21 protein-coding genes are annotated in these 20,593 nt (G+C 46.7%); all 21 read right to left on the reverse strand.

What is annotated here, in order from left to right; genetic code table 11:
- Nucleotides 1-32: 32 nt before the first annotated feature.
- Entirely contained in the window at nucleotides 33-332 is a 300-nt protein-coding gene (locus T525_RS0104930; RefSeq protein WP_027406294.1) for an STAS domain-containing protein, read from the reverse strand.
- Between the two features lie 86 nt (nucleotides 333-418).
- Nucleotides 419-841: an ATP-binding protein gene (locus tag T525_RS0104935; protein ID WP_027406295.1), complete on the reverse strand. Its 423-nt coding sequence runs from the start codon at nucleotides 839-841 to the stop codon at nucleotides 419-421.
- 66 nt (nucleotides 842-907) lie between these two features.
- Nucleotides 908-2,071, reverse strand: coding sequence for a MalY/PatB family protein (locus T525_RS0104940; protein ID WP_027406296.1), 1,164 nt, complete (start codon nucleotides 2,069-2,071; stop codon nucleotides 908-910).
- Nucleotides 2,068-3,471: an MATE family efflux transporter gene (locus T525_RS0104945; protein WP_037325093.1), complete on the reverse strand. Its 1,404-nt coding sequence runs from the start codon at nucleotides 3,469-3,471 to the stop codon at nucleotides 2,068-2,070. Before T525_RS0104945 ends, T525_RS0104940 begins: the two co-directional genes overlap by 4 nt.
- Before the next feature lie 19 nt (nucleotides 3,472-3,490).
- A complete protein-coding gene (locus T525_RS0104950) occupies nucleotides 3,491-4,339 on the reverse strand; it encodes a DUF3737 family protein (protein WP_027406298.1) in 849 nt (282 codons plus the stop codon).
- Between the two features lie 203 nt (nucleotides 4,340-4,542).
- Nucleotides 4,543-5,397: a 4Fe-4S binding protein gene (locus T525_RS0104955; RefSeq protein WP_198022624.1), complete on the reverse strand. Its 855-nt coding sequence runs from the start codon at nucleotides 5,395-5,397 to the stop codon at nucleotides 4,543-4,545.
- A gap of 10 nt (nucleotides 5,398-5,407) precedes the next feature.
- On the reverse strand, nucleotides 5,408-5,548 hold the full coding sequence (locus T525_RS14255) for a CD1871A family CXXC motif-containing protein (protein ID WP_037325094.1): 141 nt from the start codon (nucleotides 5,546-5,548) through the stop codon (nucleotides 5,408-5,410).
- Complete coding sequence (locus T525_RS14260) at nucleotides 5,545-6,096, reverse strand: TlpA disulfide reductase family protein (RefSeq protein WP_051533415.1); 552 nt, start codon at nucleotides 6,094-6,096, stop codon at nucleotides 5,545-5,547. The genes T525_RS14255 and T525_RS14260 overlap by 4 nt, the downstream gene beginning before the upstream one ends.
- A gap of 152 nt (nucleotides 6,097-6,248) precedes the next feature.
- Nucleotides 6,249-6,800 (reverse strand): bifunctional pyr operon transcriptional regulator/uracil phosphoribosyltransferase PyrR, encoded by a 552-nt coding sequence (gene pyrR, locus T525_RS0104970; RefSeq protein ID WP_027406300.1) that lies wholly within the window; start codon nucleotides 6,798-6,800, stop codon nucleotides 6,249-6,251.
- Nucleotides 6,801-6,909: 109 nt separating this feature from the next.
- Nucleotides 6,910-7,830 (reverse strand): RluA family pseudouridine synthase, encoded by a 921-nt coding sequence (locus T525_RS0104975; RefSeq protein WP_027406301.1) that lies wholly within the window; start codon nucleotides 7,828-7,830, stop codon nucleotides 6,910-6,912.
- A complete protein-coding gene (gene lspA, locus T525_RS0104980) occupies nucleotides 7,808-8,293 on the reverse strand; it encodes a signal peptidase II (RefSeq protein ID WP_037325095.1) in 486 nt (161 codons plus the stop codon). The genes T525_RS0104975 and lspA overlap by 23 nt, the downstream gene beginning before the upstream one ends.
- Nucleotides 8,286-8,882, reverse strand: coding sequence for a DivIVA domain-containing protein (locus T525_RS0104985; RefSeq protein ID WP_027406303.1), 597 nt, complete (start codon nucleotides 8,880-8,882; stop codon nucleotides 8,286-8,288). Before T525_RS0104985 ends, lspA begins: the two co-directional genes overlap by 8 nt.
- 136 nt (nucleotides 8,883-9,018) lie before the next feature.
- On the reverse strand, nucleotides 9,019-10,617 hold the full coding sequence (locus T525_RS0104990; RefSeq protein ID WP_027406304.1) for a DUF4127 family protein: 1,599 nt from the start codon (nucleotides 10,615-10,617) through the stop codon (nucleotides 9,019-9,021).
- Nucleotides 10,618-10,686: 69 nt separating this feature from the next.
- Nucleotides 10,687-13,473, reverse strand: a complete 2,787-nt coding sequence (locus T525_RS14265; protein ID WP_051533416.1) for a hybrid sensor histidine kinase/response regulator — start codon at nucleotides 13,471-13,473, stop codon at nucleotides 10,687-10,689.
- Between the two features lie 20 nt (nucleotides 13,474-13,493).
- Nucleotides 13,494-15,743 carry an amino acid carrier protein gene (locus tag T525_RS15835; RefSeq protein WP_072031621.1) on the reverse strand — a complete coding sequence of 750 codons (2,250 nt, stop codon included), beginning with the start codon at nucleotides 15,741-15,743 and terminating at the stop codon, nucleotides 13,494-13,496.
- Between the two features lie 74 nt (nucleotides 15,744-15,817).
- Nucleotides 15,818-16,618, reverse strand: coding sequence for a methylmalonyl-CoA decarboxylase (scpB, locus tag T525_RS0105005; RefSeq protein WP_037325096.1), 801 nt, complete (start codon nucleotides 16,616-16,618; stop codon nucleotides 15,818-15,820).
- A 147-nt stretch (nucleotides 16,619-16,765) separates the two neighbouring features.
- Nucleotides 16,766-17,560: an RNA-binding protein gene (locus tag T525_RS0105010; RefSeq protein ID WP_027406306.1), complete on the reverse strand. Its 795-nt coding sequence runs from the start codon at nucleotides 17,558-17,560 to the stop codon at nucleotides 16,766-16,768.
- Nucleotides 17,561-17,568: 8 nt separating this feature from the next.
- The gene (proC, locus tag T525_RS0105015; RefSeq protein WP_037325097.1) at nucleotides 17,569-18,372 is read right to left on the reverse strand and encodes a pyrroline-5-carboxylate reductase; all 804 of its coding nucleotides are present in this window, start codon (nucleotides 18,370-18,372) and stop codon (nucleotides 17,569-17,571) included.
- A gap of 57 nt (nucleotides 18,373-18,429) precedes the next feature.
- The gene (locus T525_RS0105020; RefSeq protein WP_027406308.1) at nucleotides 18,430-18,957 is read right to left on the reverse strand and encodes a cell division protein SepF; all 528 of its coding nucleotides are present in this window, start codon (nucleotides 18,955-18,957) and stop codon (nucleotides 18,430-18,432) included.
- A gap of 35 nt (nucleotides 18,958-18,992) precedes the next feature.
- Complete coding sequence (locus tag T525_RS0105025; RefSeq protein ID WP_027406309.1) at nucleotides 18,993-19,682, reverse strand: YggS family pyridoxal phosphate-dependent enzyme; 690 nt, start codon at nucleotides 19,680-19,682, stop codon at nucleotides 18,993-18,995.
- 78 nt (nucleotides 19,683-19,760) lie between these two features.
- Nucleotides 19,761-20,579, reverse strand: coding sequence for a peptidoglycan editing factor PgeF (gene pgeF, locus T525_RS0105030; RefSeq protein WP_027406310.1), 819 nt, complete (start codon nucleotides 20,577-20,579; stop codon nucleotides 19,761-19,763).
- Nucleotides 20,580-20,593 lie beyond the last annotated feature (14 nt).

The raw sequence follows: 20,593 nt of genomic DNA on the forward strand, positions 1-20,593 counted from the left end.
AATCCAGCATGTCAATTCAAGCCAATTTCCCATTAATTTTCAATATCAAGAAAATTGGAGAAGCCGGTCATTTCCAAAACGTCCATTACATCCTCGTTGACGTGATAAATTTTCATGGTGCCCTGCTTGTTCATGCGCTTCTGGGCTACCAGCAATACGCGGAGGCCGGCTGATGCCACAAAATCCAGCTCGGCAAAATCAAAGGTCAACTCCTCAATGCCATTTACATCATTTTGAATGACCTTGTCCAAATCCCCGGCTGACACAGCATCCAGACGTCCCACCAAGGATATTTTTAATTTATTGCCATCTAATTCCTTTTTGATTTCCATAGTAATTTACCCCTTTCACACTATACCCTTTTAGTATTCGTTCTATAATTGCGTTTTTCCTGCTGTAATGTGGTTTTTCCTACCATTTATATAGATTTTACAATGGTAAGAATATTTTGCCCGTCCTCATGCTGATATGTAATATCATCCACATTTTTCTTTACCAAAAATATCCCCAGGCCCCCAATAGGCCTGTCCTCCAGCTCCATGTTTACATCCGGGTCTGGCTGCTTCAAAGGATTATAAGGTGATCCGTGGTCCATAAATTTTAATCTGAATTTGGCAGCATCGTCCTCAAGGCAGCCCTCAATAGTCACCTTTCCCGTATCATCGCCATAGGCATAGTTGGCAATATTGGAGAAAATCTCCTCCACCACAAGCTCCAGCTGCATTCTGATTTTTGGGGAGCAATCCTTTTCTTTAAGGAACTCCTCCACAAACTCATTTACCTTGGTTAAATTTTCCAGCTCAGCATCAAGGACAATTTTCTTGCTTTCCTGTGAGTCCATAGAACCCCCTCCGAAAATATCATTTCACCAAACTTATTCGTCAACAATATTTCGTATTTACTATTTTTAATCAATGTATGCCTTTATGCTCTTTTCCAGTCTTTCCAGACCGTCCATCAATACTGACCTTGGACAGGCAATATTCATCCGCAAAAATTGTCTGCCCGCTTCGCCAAATTCTGCTCCCTCAGATAAAAACAGACCGCTGTCCTTACGTATGAACTCCATGAGCTCCACGGAATCTTTACAGAAGCCTGAGCAATCCAGCCACAAAAGATATGTGGCATCGGAAGGAACCATATATACACCAGGTATATTTTTCTCCATATACTCCTGACATACCTTCTTATTTTCATAAATATATTCACGAAGCTGGTCAAGCCACTCCGCCCCATGATTAAATGCCGCTATGGTGGCCTCCATGGCTATGATATTTGGCTCAGCCACCTCGTCCGTATTCAGCCGGCGCCACATCTTATGACGGAGGAAATCGTTTGGCACCATTACTGCCGCAGAGTTTACACCCGCCATATTAAAGGTCTTGGTGGGAGCCAAACATGTTACGCTGATGTCCCTGCAGGTATCTGATACAGAGGCAAAGGGAACGTACTCCTTCCCCGGATCAGTGAGATCGCAATGGATTTCATCGGCTATTACCGTCACGTTATACTTGGCACAAAGCTCCCCCACCTTAAATAGCTCATAGCTGCTCCACAAATGCCCCGAAGGATTCTGTGGATTGCAAAGAATCATGAGACTCACCTGGGGATCGGATAAATCCTCCTCCAGGCGCTCAAAATCCATGGAATAGTTTTTGCCGTCGTATTTCAGGGGGCTTTCCACCACAAAACGGCCATTATTTTCAATGGAATTAAAGAAATTATTATATACAGGAGTCTGTATCAGCACCTTCTCCGCGGGGCTGGTAAGCTTTCTCACCGCCGATGAAATAGCCGGGAGCACCCCTGTGGTAAATACCAGCCATTCCGGCTCAATCCGGAAATTATGACGCTCTCTCCACCAGATGACATAGGCTTCACTCCAGGCCTCCGGGATTATAGAATAGCCCAGAGCCCCCACCTTCAGTTTCTCCTGAATCGCCTCCATAATGGGAGCTGCCACGGGAAAATCCATATCCGCCACCCACATGGGCAGTTCATTTTCCCCCACATCCCATTTCAGAGAATTAGTGTTACGCCGGTTAATCACCTTGTCAAAATCATACTTCACTCCATTGACCCCCTATTTTCCCATTTTTGTTTATAGATTCTAACCAGGAAAAGTAAACCCCTAAAACATATTTCAAGACACATGGCGGTCCATACCCCACGCAGTCCGTAAATACCAACCAGATATAACGCCAAAGGCATGCGTACTCCCCACATGCTGGCAAGATTCATAATGCTGGAGAACATGGTATCCCGTACCCCCCGCAGAGCCCCTGCTCCCACTATGGAAAGTGCGAAAAGGGGTTCAGCCAGCAGCTGAATACGAAGTACCTCAACACCCAGGTCCTGCACTGTCCTGACAGGTGTAAGGAAGGCAAATACAGCTGGTGCCGCCACGTACATAATGGCAGCCAAAGCCCCCATGGTAAACATGCCAGTTCCCAGTGAAAACCAGGCAAATCCCTTGGCAAAGGCGGGCTTTTTTGCCCCAACACTCTGTCCCACCAGGGTGGTTGCCGCAATGGCAATACCGGAGCCCGGCATATAGCAAAAGGATTCCGCCGTAATGGCAAAGGAGTTTGCAGCAATGGCCACAGTACCCAATGGGGCCACAATAACCATCATGACAATCATGGCTCCCGTGAGAACCCCCTGCTCAAGGGCTATAGGGCAGCTGATTTTCAGGGCATCTACCACACAATCCTTGGTAATATGCCACTTCATACCCTCCTTCTGGCGGGTATATTTTCTCCTGAGCATTGCCAGATAAAGCAATATGCAGGCAGTAACTCCCTCAGCAGCAACGGTGCCAAGGGCTGCCCCCCTGACTCCAAGGCCAATGCCCGGCCACCACAGATCTATCCCCAGCAGGGCAATATACCCCGCAGGAAAGATAAACAGGGCATTAAAGCCAATATCCATCACGCACATAATGCTGTTGAAGAAGCTGGCAGATTTCATACTGCCGGAGCTCTGCAACATGGCGGTGGCCAAAATCCGCAGCATAACAATAGGCATGCCAAACATATACACCTGAAAATAATCATAGGCTCCCACATAAATCTCAGGAGTGGCTCCCAGCCACCCTGGAAGATATGGGCTTATAAAAACACCAATTGCTGATATGCACAATGCAAAGGCCGTGACACATATTAGTCCCTGTCTGAAGGTATCACGGGAATATTGGAGCTTTTTGGCCCCAATAAACTGGGCCACCTGAACGGAAAAGCCCTGAACTGCAGCCATTCCTACGCCATATACAAACCACAGCACAGGCGCCACCAGACCTATGGAGGCAGAGGCCGCCGCCCCCAGACTGCCCACCATGGCAGCATCTATGTATTCCATAACAATATAGGTCATCTGGGCCAGCATGGCCGGGATACTCAGGCTCCATACGCATTTTAGCATTTGCCGCCAATGCAGTTCTTTTTCATTATGGATTACACTTATGATATTCATTCAAACATTCCTTGGTATATTATTTATTATCTGTAAAAACCAGTTCAGTGGCATTCCTGTCAATGGCAGGATCATCAAAAATAAGCTCCTCAACTCCCACAGCCTTAATGCGCCCGGAAATCGGGTTCTTTATGCTGACTACCTTTGTGGTAATCTCTGCATCAATATCAGACACGTATTCAAAGGCCAAATCTGTATTTAAAAGACGGCCGTTTTTCAGGGTAACATTCTTCATGTAGCATAACCCCTGATTGCTCTCTATAGTACAGTTTACAAAGGTAACATTTTCGGAGTTCCAGCCAATGTATTCACCGCAGATATAGCTGTCATAAACAGTTACATTTTTGCAGTTCCAAAAGGCATCCTTGGAAATCATCTTGGCATTATGTACCTCCACATTTTCACAGCCGTCAAAGGAATAATTCCCCGCCAGATTGAATCCATCAATCTTTATGTTTTTGCTGTCCATGGCAAAGTAGTTGCCCTTGGCGGAAACATTATTCATTTCAATATTATTGCAATGCCACAGGGTTTCATCGGCATTTAAGAAATTCACGTGATTAAGCTTAATGCCATCACAGCGTCTGAAGCCCTTTGGTGCCTCAAAGAGCACATCCTCAAAAACAACATTGTCCGTGTACCAGATTCCCGCCCGGCCCATTTCAAAAACAGAACTGTTCCTCACGGTAATGTCCTTGCTGTACCACAGGGGATACTTCCACTGGAAGCTGGTATTTTCAATGGTAATATTTCTGCTTTCCTTTAAAGGGGACTCCCCATCGGCAAAGATGCAGTTCTTTATCTCCAAATCCTTACCCATGAACAAGGCCCTCTCACCGGTAAGTCTCTGCTCATTAATTACTTTCATTGTCTTTCCTCCATTCACATTCACATATACATGAATACCTATTGTGAATTCCATTCTATTTTAATTCTGAGTAAAACACTCCGCTATATGTAATCAAATTTCAATGAAAACAAAATGAAAAACTCCACCTATCACACTTTCTACATAAGATGGCAAAATTCCTTTATTTTTCACAATTTAAAAGGCCGACTCCCTGAGACGGCCTAAACATTGTATATATCCGATTTTTCTTTGCCTTCTCTCCCCAAATACAGGGCCTGATGTGGGCAAGCCTCCACGCACTTTCCGCACATGATGCATTCAGCAGAGGAAGGCTTGGCGGCAGGATTTATATCCATTGGACATATTTCCCGGCATGTACCACAGGATGTACAACGATTCTCCGCAAATCGCAGACCATATAGACTGATGGAATTAAGCAAACCATACATTGCCCCAAGGGGGCAGATGGCTTTACAGAAAAACCGATACACCACCATACAGCCGATCACCACTATTATTAACAGCAGAAATTTCCAGGCAAAGAGCAATCCCACAGCCTGCCGAAATTCCGGATGGGTCAGCAATAACGGAACAGTCCCCTCCAATGTCCCTGCGGGACAAATATATTGGCAAAAAGCCGGCAATCCTGTACTGCCAAAGCTTGCGCCCCATAATGGCACCAGCAGCACAAATACCACCAGCACAATATATTTTCCATATATAAGGGGCGGAAACAATTTCTTCTTTGGCACAGGAAGCTTATGGATTAATTCCTGAAACAAGCCAAATGGGCACAAAAATCCACAGACAAACCGTCCCATCAGCACCCCCAGCAGAAGTATGAAGCCACTGACGTAAAAGCTGATGCCATAGCCAGATGTTCCCCCTATGGTCTGCAAAGCTCCTACAGGACATGACATGGTGGCCGCGGGACATGAATAGCAGTTCAAGCCCGGAGCACAGAAATTTTTCCCCGGACCCTTGTATATTTTTCCCGTGAAGAGATTGGTTATTTCCCAATTGGTGAGGCAGGCTGACATAAGCTGCACAAATTTGCGGCGCAGTTCGTAACTCAAGTGCATAAGCTCACCCCAGTCCTATACATTCCATGCAGACACGAATTGCCTTCTGGAATACCATTGCGGCTTCGCCCCGCCATACGCCACAAAAAATAAAGCACAAAGCCACCAGAAACAGCAGCAGCCGTTTTTTCCCGCTCCCTGTCACTTCAGATACCTCTTTAACAGCTCCTTATATTTTGGCACATTTGCCCCGACTACCATCTCGCCAATAATTTCTCCCTTGGAATTCACGAAGATAGTGGTAGGAACTGCCTCCACCTGTTCCAGATACCTCATAATGTCCCCATTTGGGATAATGTTAACAAATTTTGCGTTGGCCTCTGCTGTAATTATTCGTGCCTCATTGATCGTATCTTTATCGTTCTTGTCACTTACATCACAGACAAGGCCAATAATCTGTGCGTCAGCCGGCATTTCCCGGGCCCACTGCCCTAATTCAGGCATCTCCCCAATACATGGCGGGCAAAAGGTTCCCCAAATATTTATCACAGTTACCTTTTTATCCTTGAAAATGTCCTGTGTAACACTGTTTCCTTCTATATCCACAGTTGTAAAATCCGGAAACCTGTTTGCATCAGCCACTGCTTCACTGGTGGTTGTGGAAGCATTTTTTTCCGCAAAACACCCGGCAGATAAAAACAACATTGCCACCACTACCATTATCAGACTTGTCAGCTTAATAAAATTTTGCATTTTTTAGCCCCCCTGTTCTCATTTTACAATATTATAACACGCCTCACTCGTACCGTCTAAGACTGATTTCATCCTCCTTGGGTGCAAATGAAACTCACCGTTATACAAAAAGCCGCCCATCTGGACGGCTCAACACATTTCTATTCTTATTTTTATTCTTTTTCCTGTCTCAGTACCACCTGGTCGGTGTCGTCAATCTCCACTACCTTTACATTCACAGACTCCTTGGAGGAAGTAGGGACGTTCTTGCCCACATAGTCAGCTCTTATAGGCAGCTCACGATGACCACGGTCGATAAGGACTGCCAGCTGAATGGACTTTGGACGGCCCATGTCAATTACCGCATTAAGGGCAGAGCGGATGGTGCGGCCGGTATACAGCACATCATCCACAAGGACAATAATCTTGTTGTCAATATCCACCGGCATAGTGGTAGGACGGACGATAGGCTGATAAGAGAGAATGGACAAATCATCCCGATAAAGGGTAATATCCAGCACCCCAACAGGTGGACGCTTCCCCTCAATATTCTCAATGGCAGCAGCCACCCTTTCAGCCAAAGGCACACCACGGGAACGAATACCAACCAGCACGATATCATCTACCCCCTTATTCTTTTCAAGAATTTCGTGGGCAATACGGACCAGGGCACGATGCATGGCCTGCTCATCCAGCAGAACTGTCTTATCAATAAAAGTAGTCATAGTATTCATCCCCTCTTTATTTTTCCATCTCTTTGTTGCTTTATCACTTTATCGTTTTAAAACAATATATTAATCTATAAATATATCAGCGTATCAATATATCAACAAATTAATGATTCCGCAGCTTTTTCAATATCTTCTCCATATCCTCCGGCAGTGGGGAAGTAAAGGTCATGCGCTCCCCTGTGGTTGGATGGGTAAGCTCCAGACTTATGGAGTGAAGTGCCTGTCCCTGAATGGAAAAATTTCCCTTCACCTTGCCGTGACGGGTGGCACCATATTTAGGATCTCCCACCACGGGATGACCGATATGGGTCATGTGAACCCTTATCTGATGGGTACGACCTGTTTCCAGACGGCACTCGATAAAGGTACAGTCCCCAAACCGCTCCAGCACCTTGAAATGGGTAGTTGCAGGCTTGCCATTTTCCTGCACAATGGCCATTTTTTTGCGGTCAGTAGGATGACGGCCAATATCCCCACGGATAATACCCGCCTCTTCCTTGATATTGCCCCAGACAATGGCATTATATACGCGATGGGCTGTCTTTTCCTGAATCTGCTCCGCCAGACTTATATGGGCCTTGTCATTTTTGGCAGCCACCATAACGCCGGAGGTATCCTTGTCCAGACGATGCACAATGCCGGGACGGATTTCCCCGTTTATTCCCGAAAGATCCTTGCAATGATACATCAGGGCATTTACAAGGGTTCCGGAATTTATTCCCGCAGCAGGATGCACCACCATGCCCCGGGCTTTATTGATTACGATAATATCATTATCCTCGTAAAGGATATCCAGGGGAATATCCTCCGGAAGAATCTCCACTGATTCCGCCTCAGGAACTGACAGCTCCACCTCATCATCCAGATGAAGGCGATAATTTCCCTTCTTAACCTTGCCGTTTACAGCCGCACAGCCATCTGCCGCCAGTTTCTGCACATGGGAACGGGAAAAATCAGGCTGCATTCTGGTGAGAAAAACATCCAGACGTTCATTTTCTGTATCAGCCTTGAAGGTCAGTGTCATTCTCGTTCCTCCTGCGGAAAATATCCATAACAATCAGGGCAGCTCCCACGCAGATGGCAATATCTGCGATGTTAAAAACAGGCCACACCCTGAAATCGAAAAAGTCCACCACTAAGCCGCTTTGCAGACGGTCGTAAAGATTTCCCACTGCACCGCCGGCCAGCATGCTGACACCGTATTTCATCATCATGGATTCCTTGGCCAGCTGCTTGCGGAAATAAAAAACCACAGCACAGAGAATAACTGCCACCACAATAAACATCACCCGCTGGTTGGCAAACATGCCAAAGGCGGCTCCCGGATTAAGAACATAAGTGATGTAAAAATAATCCTTGATAACCGGAATCGACTGTCCCAGCTCCATGGAAGCAGTGACATAGCTCTTTACAAGCTGATCTATAATAAAAATAATTAATCCTAAACCTACAGGTACCAACCTAGCCTCCCAAAAACTCTTACTCATTTTCCTCAGAAGCCACCTCTGCAGCTGCTTCATTATCATAATTATCCTCAGGCTTCGTGCCGATTTCGATATTCACATCCTGCAACACCTGGGAATTCTGCTTGTCAGGGAACTGCTGCTCCATATCCTCAAGAAGTGACAGTTCAGTTTTTAGTGTATTGCGTATCTTGGCAATAAACTGACGCTTTTCACTGACAATGCGCTCATATTCAGTAACGGCCTCACGTACCTTCTGGGCAGCATCCTCAAGACGGCGCTTTGCCTCGAGCTCAGCCGCACGAATAATATTTTCGCTGGCCTGCTTTGCCGTTGCCCTGACTTCCTCAGCACGGGTATTGGCAGTATTGGTAACCTCATCAGCAGTGCGCTGGGCCACCAGCAGGGTATCCTGCAAATTTTTCTCCAGCTGGTGATACTGGCCGAGAGCCTTTTCATTCAGCTCGATTTCCTTTTTCAGCTGGCTGTTTTCACGGAAAAGCTTCTCATAGTCATTTACCACCTGATCGAGAAAATCATCAATTTCATCTCTGTCATAGCCGCGAAAGCTGATTTTAAAATCCTGATTATGTATATCTACTGGTGTAAGCATTGTTGTCCCCCTAAAATTAATATTTCATAATTAAACCACGGTATATTTTAGCATATTTTTTTGCATTAAAATAGGGGCATCTTTCCAAAATGCCCCTAAATTTTACATCAAATTTTTAATTAATCTTGATTAACCTTCAAAAATCTATATCGCACTCAAAGAGGCGGTTCCATGGATGTGAAATGCGCAGGTTTTTGAGGGAAATATCCCCAGGAAGATTAATATTCTTCTTGGCAAATTCCTTCATTAACTCAGTACCCTGCTGAGAGGCAAAATCACGGGCACCATCCAAATTGCCCGTACTCTGGCTGTAGCCCGGGTGAATCCACACAGCAGCCCCCAGCTGCTGGCGGATATTGGACTGATAGCCCCACTCATCAAGATAACGGGTAAGCATAAGCTCTTCCCGGGCCTGTTTGTCCATCCATTTGGTAAGAAGCCCTGTGCCAATAAGGAATCCAGTGGTATTGGTGGCAGTATTCCAGCCACCATAGGCCTGCAGCTTAAACTGCAAATCCTCCTTGTGGAGTTCATTCATCATGGCATTATCTGCACCATTGCCGTAGGCGATATCAGCCACAGCAACGGGATAGCCCTTATTCACCAGTTCCTTTACCATATTAACGAAGTACATGGTCCCCTTCCGAGGCTTGATGGTGTTGTCTGGGCCGTTGGCATCCATGGTTTTGCCATCGAAATTAGTGTTGACAGCCATAACCAGCTCAGCCCGCTCAGGAGCAGGCACCAGCATGCCCCCTGCAGCCACTATGGTATTGTCCACATCAATGCCGATTTCCTCGTTGCAATACTTTGGAATGGTGGTACGGCCCTTGCCCTCATTGTAAGCGGTGTAAACAAAAGGAATATCCCTCTTGTCATCACAGATGGCACGGCACATCATAACCATGCCCAGCTCGTCAGCACCGGAGGTTATCTGCAATTTAGTCTTGCCGATATTTTTCCCGTATTCCTTTAAATGACGGGTTTCATAGTGGGTCTGGGAATAAAGGGCAGAGTCATCGCCCCCCAAAAAGAGAAAAGTGAACACTCCCTGTCCCGTTAAATCAATCAGTGCCTTGTTGGCATTGAAATTTAAGCCGTGGCGGTGGGTCCAGTCCTCCATGGCCGCGGGGAGAATTTCCTTTTGAAGTCTGTCCAGCTCCTGCTTTTCTTTCTTGGAGGCCAGTCCCATTTCCTCTTTATCCCGAAGTACGCTGTAATCACGAAGCATTACAGCATTTTGCTGATAAATAGCCGGCTCCATGCCATTTCCGGAATGGGTAGCAGACAGCAGTGTGCGTAAAATAGTGCCAAAGCCGTATACTGGCAGACCAGGGTGACTTTCGCGGAAGGTGCGGAACCTTTCCAGCCGTTGGTTGATGGTATTTTCAGTTAATTCGTGATTTCTGGAGGCCACCAGGCTGCCATAGAGCATGGCATCAGTGGATACCACAGCAGCCTTTGCCCCCGGAGCATTATCATTCAGCCACTGCCAAAGGCCATCCGGATCCCCGGGCTGCTCTCTTGTACCAAGCAAAGTATCTGGGGGAACAACCACGTCGTACCCCAGCTTTTCCGCCACCTGACGGGTTTCCTTGTCAGTGATGGGGCGGTTATCCAGAGGCACAAACAAAATTTTGCCGCTGTCAGAAGCCCTTGCGGCCTCTGCCGCTGTAATGCTGAAAGCTATTGGCAGGCATATAGCCAGTGCCAACAGCATAATAATTTTTTTCAATTCTCTTTACCTCCTTATTAAAAAAATATACAAATCATCAGAAGCAAGAATGCAATTCCATATCCTATTTTACTTCAGGATATTGGCAATATCATCATATTTTTGCTCACTCACTGCCATCTTCAGTTGCTCCCAGCGTTGCTGCTCACCCTCTGGCATGGCGTATTCTTCCATCTCAGTAAAAATAGCCTCCAGGGTTTCAGCATCATGCTCCTCCGCTGCTGAGCAGATTTCCTCATAGACGCTTTCAAGAAAATCCATATCCGCCTCCGGCTTTTCTTCCTCCTGAGAAACAAATACCATTGCCAGAGGCTCCTTGAAGCTTCTGTAGTTTTCCATAAATGTCTCATTATGGGACTGAATATAATCCAAATCATTAGCTTTTCCCGCATTCTCCAGCCTTTGGGCCTCTTCCCCAAACTCCATGGCACCAATAAGGCGGGCCGAGCTCTTTAATGCATGTACCTTGGTGGTGTAATCCTTAATATTCCCGGCTTCATAGAAGCCCTCAATCTCTTCTGCCCTTTCCTCCATCGACTCGTAGAAAATTTGCAGCAGCGGCAGATAGGCCTCAATATCACCACTATTTTTGATTCCAGTGTGCACATCAATCCAGTCCTGGCCCTGAAGGGGGTTCAGCATCTCCGGAAGCTCTGTCATATTTTCCGTCTCAGCCCTTGGCTCCTCCACCATGGCTTTCTCAATTTTTTCTTTTGGCAAATACTTTATGAGCATATCCTCCAGCTTTCCGGAGTCTATTGGCTTGGAAAGATAATCATTAAAGCCGGCCTCAATGTATTTCTCCCTTGCACCGGAAATGGCATTGGCCGTGAGACAAACAGTCGGAGTCTGCCGATTTATATTGCGGCGTTGCTGCTTCAGCTCATGAAGGGTTTCAATACCATCCTTCCCCGGCATCATGTGGTCAAGGAATATAATATCATATTTTTTATCCTTGGTAAGCAGAAGACACTCATTACCGTCATTGGCCATATCAATCTGCATACGGGTTTGCTTCAGCAGACTCTTAAATACCATAAGATTCATTGGATTATCGTCCACAACCAGCACATGGGCTTCCGGAGCGGTAAACTTTTCATGGTATTTCTTTTGATTCTTGAGGGACTCTGCATAGGAAGCTTTATAATCCCCCAAAGGTTCCCACTTCACAACTTTCTGCTCAAGGCGGAAGGAGAAGGTGGAGCCTTCGCCGTAAACGCTGGCCACTTCCAGCTTGGAATCCATATTGTCCAGCAGCATCTTGGTGATTGTCATGCCAAGGCCAGTGCCCTCAATGTTACGGTTGCGCTCTTCTTCAATACGCTCGAATTTTGAAAACAGCTTCCCCATATCTTCAGCCTTGATGCCAATGCCAGTATCCGTGATTGCCACGGTAATCACAACCTTGTCTTCTGCGCCCTCAATACGCTCAAAGCCCAGGGAGAAGGTTACGCCCCCCCGCTCCGTATACTTCACTGCATTGGTGAGAATATTGGCAATGATTTGCTTAATGCGGACTTCATCCCCATAGAGAAGTCTCGGGGTTTCGGTGTCAAAATCCAGGTTTATGGACAAATTCTTTTTTTCAGCCCTTGCTTTCACCATGATAACCAAATCATTAAGCAGAGAAGACAAGTCATACTCCACCGGGATAATATCAATTTTGCCCGCTTCTATTTTGGAAAAATCCAAAATGCTGTTAATCAGGCTCAGCAATGTGTTTCCCGCTGTCTTTATATTCTCCGAATATCCCAGAATGTTCCTTTCCTCACATTCCCGCAAAATCATTTCATTCATGCCCAGAATGGCGTTAATAGGCGTGCGAATTTCATGGGACATATTTGACAAAAATGATGACTTGGCTTCAGTTGCTGCAGCCGCTGCCTCCGCTTTTCTGTTGTACTCTTGGGCCAGACGGGTCTCCTCTTCGAAACGGTTCATGATGAACAGCAATATGGAAATAACCAGCAAAGACACAAAGAGGGTCATAAGAAATGTTCTTCTGAGCTGGGCAAAGGTGGCAGTAGCATCAAATACAGACAGGCATATCCAGCTGTCCGCCACGGGCATAGTATAAACAATGTACTCCGCGTCCCCAAACCGTAAGGAGAAATATTTCTCATTGGAGGAACGCAGCTTATCCACCAGCGCCCTGCCAAAAGTGTCTTCCTCCGCAATATATCTTTTCCCCACTTCTCCCCGATCCGAGTGGGCCAAGACCCGATATTTGCGGTCCATAACAATCTCAATTTCCGAATCACCATTTGCCGCCAGCTCCTCCGTCATTTTCTGCAGAGGCTCCAGTGATAAATCCATGGCTGCCACGCTTTTTACATCAGCCAGGGACTTGGCCAGGGTAATCATCATGGTATTGGTTTTCGCATCAATATAGGGATCCACAACGGCAACATGACCGATGTTGGCCATGGCGTCCCCATACCAGGGGCGCTCCTTTGGAACATAATCCCCATCGGGCACCCAGCCGGCTCCGGAGAAAAATACATCCTCCACCACAGCGTACATGCCCGTAGTTTTTCCATCGGTTATATGCTCAGCCACATCAGTCTGACTCTCCAGATAGTCCTGAATTTTCGCCGGGGAGCTCCCCTCACGAATCATGCCATCCAGAGTGCAGGTGGTAATATTAATGATATCAATGCCCCTGGAGAGGTATTCATTAATCTGATCAGCTGATTTGGTGGCCACAAGCTCCTGACTTATAATAACCTTCTGCTTCATCTCAGACTGAAGCGAGGTGTAATAGGCCATGACCACACCCAGGAAAAACAGAATAAGAATGGTGGTCATATCCACTCTCTTCAGGAGAGAACCGGCTTTTCTTTTTTTAACATCCATTTTCTTCCTCCTGACAGAGATTATCTGACAATTATAATATCGCTTCCAAACCACTCTTGTGAGATTTTTCCGAGAGTTCCATCAGCCCTCATATCGCTGATGATTTTTTGCACCCTGTCCCGAAGCTCCTTATCCTCTATTCTGAAAGCCAGGGCCAGTTCCTCTTCTCCAAGGCTGTCATTAAGGATAAAATACCGCTCACTGCTTGAACGAATGAAGTAAAATGCGGTCAGGGAATCCACCAGTCCCACATCCACCTTACCTTCCTTCAGCTGACGGAGAACTGCCATATTGTCCTCAAGGGGAATCATCGTAACCTCCCCACTTATATCCATTTCATTAAGGGCATCAAAGGTGGTGGAACCTGCCTGCACGCCAATCCTCTTTCCCTTAAGGTCATGCATCCACATAATACTGCTGTCCCCGCGAATAACGAATACCATGTTGTCTATTATATAGGATTCTGACAGAAGCATATCCGTCGGGGCACTTTTAGGCACCGACATACTGCAGATACAATCTATATGTCTGTTATGGAGTTCATTTTCCTTATTTTCCCATAGAATTGGCAGAGGCACAAAATCCACCCCCAAACGGGAGCAAATCTCACGGCTCATATCAAGATCAAACCCCACCACTCTCCCCTTGTCATCGGTAAAGCTCATAGGTGGGAAGTCCTCATCATAGCCGAAAACCAAACGTCCGCTGTCAAGGGTACTTTGCAGAGGGATATTCTTTTGCGGCGCATTATTATGTACGCCACCCCCATGGAGGATTATTGCCAAGGGTATCAGTGCAGCACAAACAGACACTACAAGCAGCTTCTGCATTTCACTTGAACGGGGCCCATTCTCCGGCGTCATATCAGCCCTCAGGGCATCGTAATCCTTCACAATCCTCTTGAGCATCAGTGAAAGAAGGAGCAATCCAATCAGATTTGGCAAGGCCATAAGACCGTTTAAGGTATCTGAAATACTCCATATATTGTTCAAATATTCATTGCCGGAGGCATCAAATAACTGGGCGCCAGCGGCACCAAGGATAATCATCACAATAAACAGCAGCTTCAGGATAGGCTTAAAACGCACACCAAACAAGTAGGTTGATGCTGTCTCAGCGTACCAATACCATCCCAATATGGTGGTAACTGCAAAGAGCATGAGCCCTGTGGAGAGGATGTATTTGCCGGAGGACCCCAAAGCAAGCTCAAAGGACTGGAGAGCCAGCTGGGCCCCCGTCAATTCAGGGAAATAGGTCATGGAGCCAGTAACAAGAATGGCCAGCCCCGTAATGGTGCATATAACAAAGGTATCAAGAAAAACCTCAAAAATGCCATAGAACCCCATCTGAACAGGGTGAGAGCTTTCCGCCGTGGCATAGGCCATTGGTGCAGAACCCATACCAGCCTCATTGGAAAATACGCCCCTGGCGATTCCCCTCTGAACTGCTTCCATAACCACCCAGCCTGCCACTCCCCCGGCAATCACCGAAGTATCCGGACTGAAGGCCATACGGAAGGCTTCAGCCACAGCCCCTGGGATTTGCCCTGCGTGGCCCACCAAAATTATGCTGACGCTGACCAAATAAAAAATTATCATAAATGGAACCACGATAACCGTTACACGGGTAAGGCTCACCAGACCGCCGATTATAACCAGCCCCACTGCAACAGCCATTATTACACCGCTGGACAGAGGATCCACATCCCAGCCCATAAACAGCACCTCAGCTGCGGAATTGGCCTGGACCGCCGCACCGATGCCCAGTGAGCACACTGAAGACAAAAGGGCGAACAAAACAGCCAGGATTTTTCCCATGTGTTTCCAAATTCCGCCCCACATTCCCAGACCATGCTCCAGAATATACATTGGGCCGCCGCGCCAGTCACCATGGGCATCCTTTTGGCGAAAGTGAATGGCCAGAGTGACCTCGGCAAATTTGGTACTCATGCCAAAGAAAGCCGAAATGAGCATCCATACCAGTGCTCCCGGCCCACCCAAATGAAGTGCCGTTGCTACTCCCGCCACGTTTCCCGTGCCCACAGTGGCGGCCATGGCTGCAGTCATTGCCGCAAAGGAGGATATGGAATTGTCCTCTTTGCTATTTTCCCGGAAGCTGAAAACTTCGGCCAAGGCGGGGAAAAAATAACGGATCTGTGGCAGCCCAAGCAGAAATGTCAGATATACACCTGTCCCCACCAGCAATGTAAGGCCGGGAGGGCCCCAGACAAAGTTATTTAAAACTTCATTGACTTGCATTATTGTATCCATTAATTCCCCTGTTCCTTCTCAAAAAGCCCATGCCAATCCGGCATATATTTAAAACCTTTTTCAAAACCTTTTTCTTAATCCAAATCCGATGCCTTGCCCTTATACTGAGGTGACCGTTTTTCCAGGAAGGAATTGATGCCTTCCTTGTAGTCATCACTTCTGTAAACCCTCTGGCGGTAAGAGTTAATCCGTTCAAAGTTTTCTGCACTGATTACAGTTGCTGCCCGTGACAGAATACGGAACTGACGCTTAATGGCGCTGACGGAAAGGACACTGTTGCGGCGCAGGGGTGCCAAAAAATGCTCCTCCAACAGCTTATCCAATGCCTCTGCATCCTCTGCCACGTGATTTATAAGGCCCACGTTCAAAGCGTCCTCTGCCTCTATTGGAGTCCCAAGGAAAAACATTTCACGGGCCTTGTTAATGCCAAGCTGATTAATAAAGTGAACAAGTCCGGATGCGTTATAAGGAATACCAATCTTGGCGGGGGTAATGGCAAAGGTGGAAGCCTTGGAGCTGACAATCATATCGCAGGAAAGGCACAAATCACAGGCTCCTCCCCACACTGTACCATCTACACAGGCAATAACCGGGATTGGCACATCCTGCACTACTCTCAAAAGCTCCTCCATAGGCACATTAAAGGCCAGGGGATCACTGCCGTCCACTGGCAGCTCCTTAATATCATGGCCTGCACTCCACACGTTACGATTCACCTCGGCTTTAATGACAATGCCCACGCATTCCATGGCATAGCTGTTCTTTATGGCCTCAATTAATTCCAGGCACATATCCTCGCTGAGGCAATTATAGTGCTTGCCATTTTCCATTGTAATATACGCAATGCGGTCCTTAATTTCCTTGCTTACCAGCATATCTATTCCACCTTTCAAAATATATTATTAAATTGGACATAATTCATTTTGTTTTATTTCGTCAAAAAAATGTTAAACTCCTGCAAACTACAAATAAACTAAGCAAAACAAAATAAAAAAGCCACCCGAAGGTGGCTATAAAAAATATCAAATATATCGTTTTAACAGTACGCCAATACGGCCTTTTTTGGTGGTTCCACGAACCTCAACCACCTCAAGACGGCCACGGCCACGCATGGAGAGAACATCTCCCTCCTTGACAGACTGGGAAGCGTTTTTGACCTGCTGCCAATTAAGCTTCAGCTTATCTGCCGCAATATCAGATGCGGCACGGCTGCGGGATGAGCCATAGCCTGCTGCGGCAATGGAATCCACCCTAAGAGAAGCAACTGTGGCCCGAATTTCCTTACAGCTTTCTTCCTTTGGTGTAATATTGGCCAGATCATCTTCAACACAGGATACTCCGGTGCGACCAATCTGAGTAAGGTTATCTATGAGATAAGCCCCCATGGTTTTGTCTGCCAAAATACGGGCTGTGGAACCACCCATGAGAATATCACCGATACGGTCACGCTCAATGCCCTGGCCCATAATGGCGCCCAAAACATCCCGATGGCCGATGTGCTCATATTCCCCGTTCCAGGTGGCCTTGACCACCACAATATCGAAGCCCGGGCTTCCCCCGAAGGTTTCGTCTATAAACATGGCCCGCTGACGCTCAGCCCCCTGGTATCCGCCGTTGAATTCAAGTCTGATACCCGGATAGTTGGCCACAACAGTCTCAGCAATCTCCTGTCCATAAAGGTCAAGAAAACCGCTTATACGGAATTTCTGACTGCGCATTACCTGCTCCGCCATATCTACCAGCTTTATGGCAGTATCAGCGCCTTCAGTTCCCTTATAATATCTAATAATCTTTTCTTTTTGTTCAGAACCTGCCATACCTTAAATTATTTCCCCAATTCCTTTGAGCGCTCAGTAGCTGCCAAAACAGCATCAATAAGGGCACCGCGTACCCCCTGCTGTTCCATTACTCGAACACCCGCAATAGTAGTACCAGCCGGGCTGGTAACCTGGTCACGCAGCACATCAGGATGCTTGCCGGTTTCCACCACCATCTTTGCTGCACCCAATAGTGTCTGAGCAGCCAACAAAATAGCTGTCTGACGTGGAAGGCCCGCTGCCACGCCACCATCTGCCATAGCATCAATCATTAAGAAGCCATAGGCTGGGCCACTGCCGGAAAGACCAGTAACTGCATCCATCATGTGTTCCTTAACCTCTACAGCCTGACCACAGGAATAAAGAATATCTCTGAGGGCCTTAACTGTTGCCTTGCCGTGAGCATGCTCATTGCGGGCGTATGCAGACATACCTTCCCCTACAGCCAATGGCGTATTAGGCATAATCCGCACGATAGGATTGGTCGGGAAATATTTCTCCAAGGTCTTAATAGGAAGCCCCGCTACGATGGAGCCCAGCAAAATATCCTCGGGCACCTTGCCCTTCAATGACTCCATAACATCAGTAACCACCTGTGGCTTAACCGCCAGAATAAGTATATCAAGACCCGCAGTTTTAACGAAATCATTGTCAGTCACCGCATTTACACCATGCTTGTCCTTAAGCTCCTGACATCTGTCTTCCCTGATTTCAGAAACAAATACATCCTTTGGAGCCACCGAACCATTTGACAATACTCCGGACAGGAGAGCTTCTCCCATTGCTCCGCCACCAATAAATCCAATCTTCATGTCAGACACCAGCCCTTCTTTAATTGAAATTTATTTTAATGCATATTATTTATCGTTTTATTTGTTGTTGTTCGGCTCCCATGGCATGTTGCCCAGGCCGTGACTCTGCTGGCTAACAGCAATATTTACATTCTTTGGGGCAAACAGCCATACATTGCGGCTGATTTTATTTACAGCACCATCAATGGCATAAATCGTACCACTGATAAAGTCAATAATGCGGACAGCTGTTGGCTCCTCCACATTTTCCAGATTGATTACAACAGGCCGCTTCTCCTTTAAGCAGTTGGCAATCTGCTGACAATCATCAATATTTTTTGGATTAATTACAACCACCTTCATCATGGCATTTGCCATGGCGGCAGCCCCACCACCCTCACGGATGGATACAGAATCAGATCCCATATTTATCACCTTTCTATCATGCAGACTTCGGCGGGGAGAGCTATAGCTCACTGGCTCAGCAGGCTTTGCCTTTGGTGCCACCGGTCTGTCCACATCTTCCTCTAAAGTATCTAAGAGCACTTCGTCCACTTCTGTGTCCTTAATGCCAATTTTTTCCAAAAAAGAATCTATTTTTCCCACGGGATGTTCCTCCTCAGCTAAATATCACGGTTACATTAATACTGCCTTGGGCCAAAAATTCCCGTTCCTACACGGACCATATTTGACCCTTCTTCAACTGCAATCTGATAATCATGAGTCATACCCATTGACAAATATAATATATTCGCTGTCTGGAAGGTCATTTCCTTCACGCGATTAAAAATTTTGTACATTTCTGCAAATAAAGGACGACATTCCTCCACATCCTCATAATTTGGAGCTATACACATCAAACCCATAAGCTGAAGATTTGGCATTTCATCCACCTTATGGAGAAGCTCCTCCATATCCTCGGCATAGATCCCCGATTTGGAATCCTCCTTGGCCAAATTCACCTGAACCAGAACCTTTTGGACCTTTCCTATATTGGCTGCGGCATTGTTTACAGCCTCCGCCAAATGAAGTGAGTCTATAGAGTGAATTATATCAAAAATTTTCACTGCCTGCTTGGCCTTATTTGTCTGCAAATGTCCAATGAGATGCCATGTCACATCCCTGTCCAGTGTCTCAAACTTTTCCTTGGCCTCCTGAATGCGGTTTTCACCAATATCAGTAACCCCTGCATCTATGGCTTCGCGCATGGCGTGAATATCGTGATTTTTGGTAACGGCTATAAGAAGCACATCCTGCTGTTTGTCGGGGCTTCTTCTGGCCTTGGCAGAGACAATATTCTCCTGAACCTCTTTTAGTCTTTCCTTTATCATCAAATCACCCTTTGTAATGCAAATCATCCACCGCCCAAACGAAGTAAGCGGTCTCCTTTACCCTCAAGGGGAAGGCAATTACTTTATGGACAAAACAGCGGCTATTCTCCCCGTTTTGCCCTTATCTGCCCGATAGGAGAAGAACTGACGATGATTGCAGGCAGTACATACCCCGGCTACATCTATATTTTCCGGTCTGAGCCCCGCCTTGACAAGCTGAAGTTCATTGGCCTTCCAAAGGTTCAGCCGGGTTCTGCCATTTTCATCAATGACTATTTTATCATAAAATTCAGGAAAAGCATCCTTAAATTGTCGTGAAACCTCTTCTCCCACCTCATAACAGCAGGGACCAATGGCGGGACCAACAGCTCCCAGAAGGTCTTCCGGTCTTGAGCCGTATTCCTTCACCATCAGCTCCACGGTTTTGGCTCCTATGGAAGCCGCAGTTCCCCGCCAGCCACCATGGGCCACCCCAATGGCTTTTTTAACGGGATCAGCAATGAGGATAGGGGTACAGTCCGCAAAGAAAAGCATAAGGGGAATGCCTGGCTCATCTGTAATAAGAGCATCTGCATCACTGATGGATTCCTCAAAATTATACATACCACTGCCCGCCTGGGCTTTGGTGATTTTTACAACCTTACTGCCATGGACCTGCTGGCAGGTGGTACCCTGTCCCTTGGGAAGCTCCAGCCCCTCAAAGAATATATCACGATTTTGTCTTACTGCTTCAAGGTCATCCTCCACGTGAAGGCCCAGATTAAGGCTGTCAAAGGCCCCCTTGCTGACGCCCCCATGCCTTGTGGATATGCCATGAACAAACATATCCTCCGGAATAATGGAGAATTTTCCAATCCACAGATTTTTTCTGTTTCCGGATACAAGTGAAAAACTCATATTAATCTCACATC

The sequence above is a fragment of the Anaerovibrio sp. RM50 genome (genome assembly GCF_000622005.1).
Taxonomy (GTDB): domain Bacteria; phylum Bacillota; class Negativicutes; order Selenomonadales; family Selenomonadaceae; genus Anaerovibrio.

What these genes read in the sequence shown, in the direction of transcription:
- T525_RS0104930 (WP_027406294.1), bottom strand. Translation starts at nt 332, where the DNA reads ATGGAAATCAAAAAGGAATTAGATGGCAATAAATTAAAAATATCCTTG.
- T525_RS0104935 (WP_027406295.1), bottom strand. Translation starts at nt 841, where the DNA reads ATGGACTCACAGGAAAGCAAGAAAATTGTCCTTGATGCTGAGCTGGAA.
- T525_RS0104945 (WP_037325093.1), bottom strand. Translation starts at nt 3,471, where the DNA reads ATGAATATCATAAGTGTAATCCATAATGAAAAAGAACTGCATTGGCGG.
- T525_RS0104950 (WP_027406298.1), bottom strand. Translation starts at nt 4,339, where the DNA reads ATGAAAGTAATTAATGAGCAGAGACTTACCGGTGAGAGGGCCTTGTTC.
- T525_RS14260 (WP_051533415.1), bottom strand. Translation starts at nt 6,096, where the DNA reads ATGCAAAATTTTATTAAGCTGACAAGTCTGATAATGGTAGTGGTGGCA.
- pyrR (WP_027406300.1), bottom strand. Translation starts at nt 6,800, where the DNA reads ATGACTACTTTTATTGATAAGACAGTTCTGCTGGATGAGCAGGCCATG.
- T525_RS0104975 (WP_027406301.1), bottom strand. Translation starts at nt 7,830, where the DNA reads ATGACACTGACCTTCAAGGCTGATACAGAAAATGAACGTCTGGATGTT.
- lspA (WP_037325095.1), bottom strand. Translation starts at nt 8,293, where the DNA reads ATGAGTAAGAGTTTTTGGGAGGCTAGGTTGGTACCTGTAGGTTTAGGA.
- T525_RS0104985 (WP_027406303.1), bottom strand. Translation starts at nt 8,882, where the DNA reads ATGCTTACACCAGTAGATATACATAATCAGGATTTTAAAATCAGCTTT.
- T525_RS14265 (WP_051533416.1), bottom strand. Translation starts at nt 13,473, where the DNA reads ATGGATGTTAAAAAAAGAAAAGCCGGTTCTCTCCTGAAGAGAGTGGAT.
- T525_RS15835 (WP_072031621.1), bottom strand. Translation starts at nt 15,743, where the DNA reads ATGGATACAATAATGCAAGTCAATGAAGTTTTAAATAACTTTGTCTGG.
- scpB (WP_037325096.1), bottom strand. Translation starts at nt 16,618, where the DNA reads ATGCTGGTAAGCAAGGAAATTAAGGACCGCATTGCGTATATTACAATG.
- T525_RS0105010 (WP_027406306.1), bottom strand. Translation starts at nt 17,560, where the DNA reads ATGGCAGGTTCTGAACAAAAAGAAAAGATTATTAGATATTATAAGGGA.
- proC (WP_037325097.1), bottom strand. Translation starts at nt 18,372, where the DNA reads ATGAAGATTGGATTTATTGGTGGCGGAGCAATGGGAGAAGCTCTCCTG.
- T525_RS0105025 (WP_027406309.1), bottom strand. Translation starts at nt 19,682, where the DNA reads ATGATAAAGGAAAGACTAAAAGAGGTTCAGGAGAATATTGTCTCTGCC.
- pgeF (WP_027406310.1), bottom strand. Translation starts at nt 20,579, where the DNA reads ATGAGTTTTTCACTTGTATCCGGAAACAGAAAAAATCTGTGGATTGGA.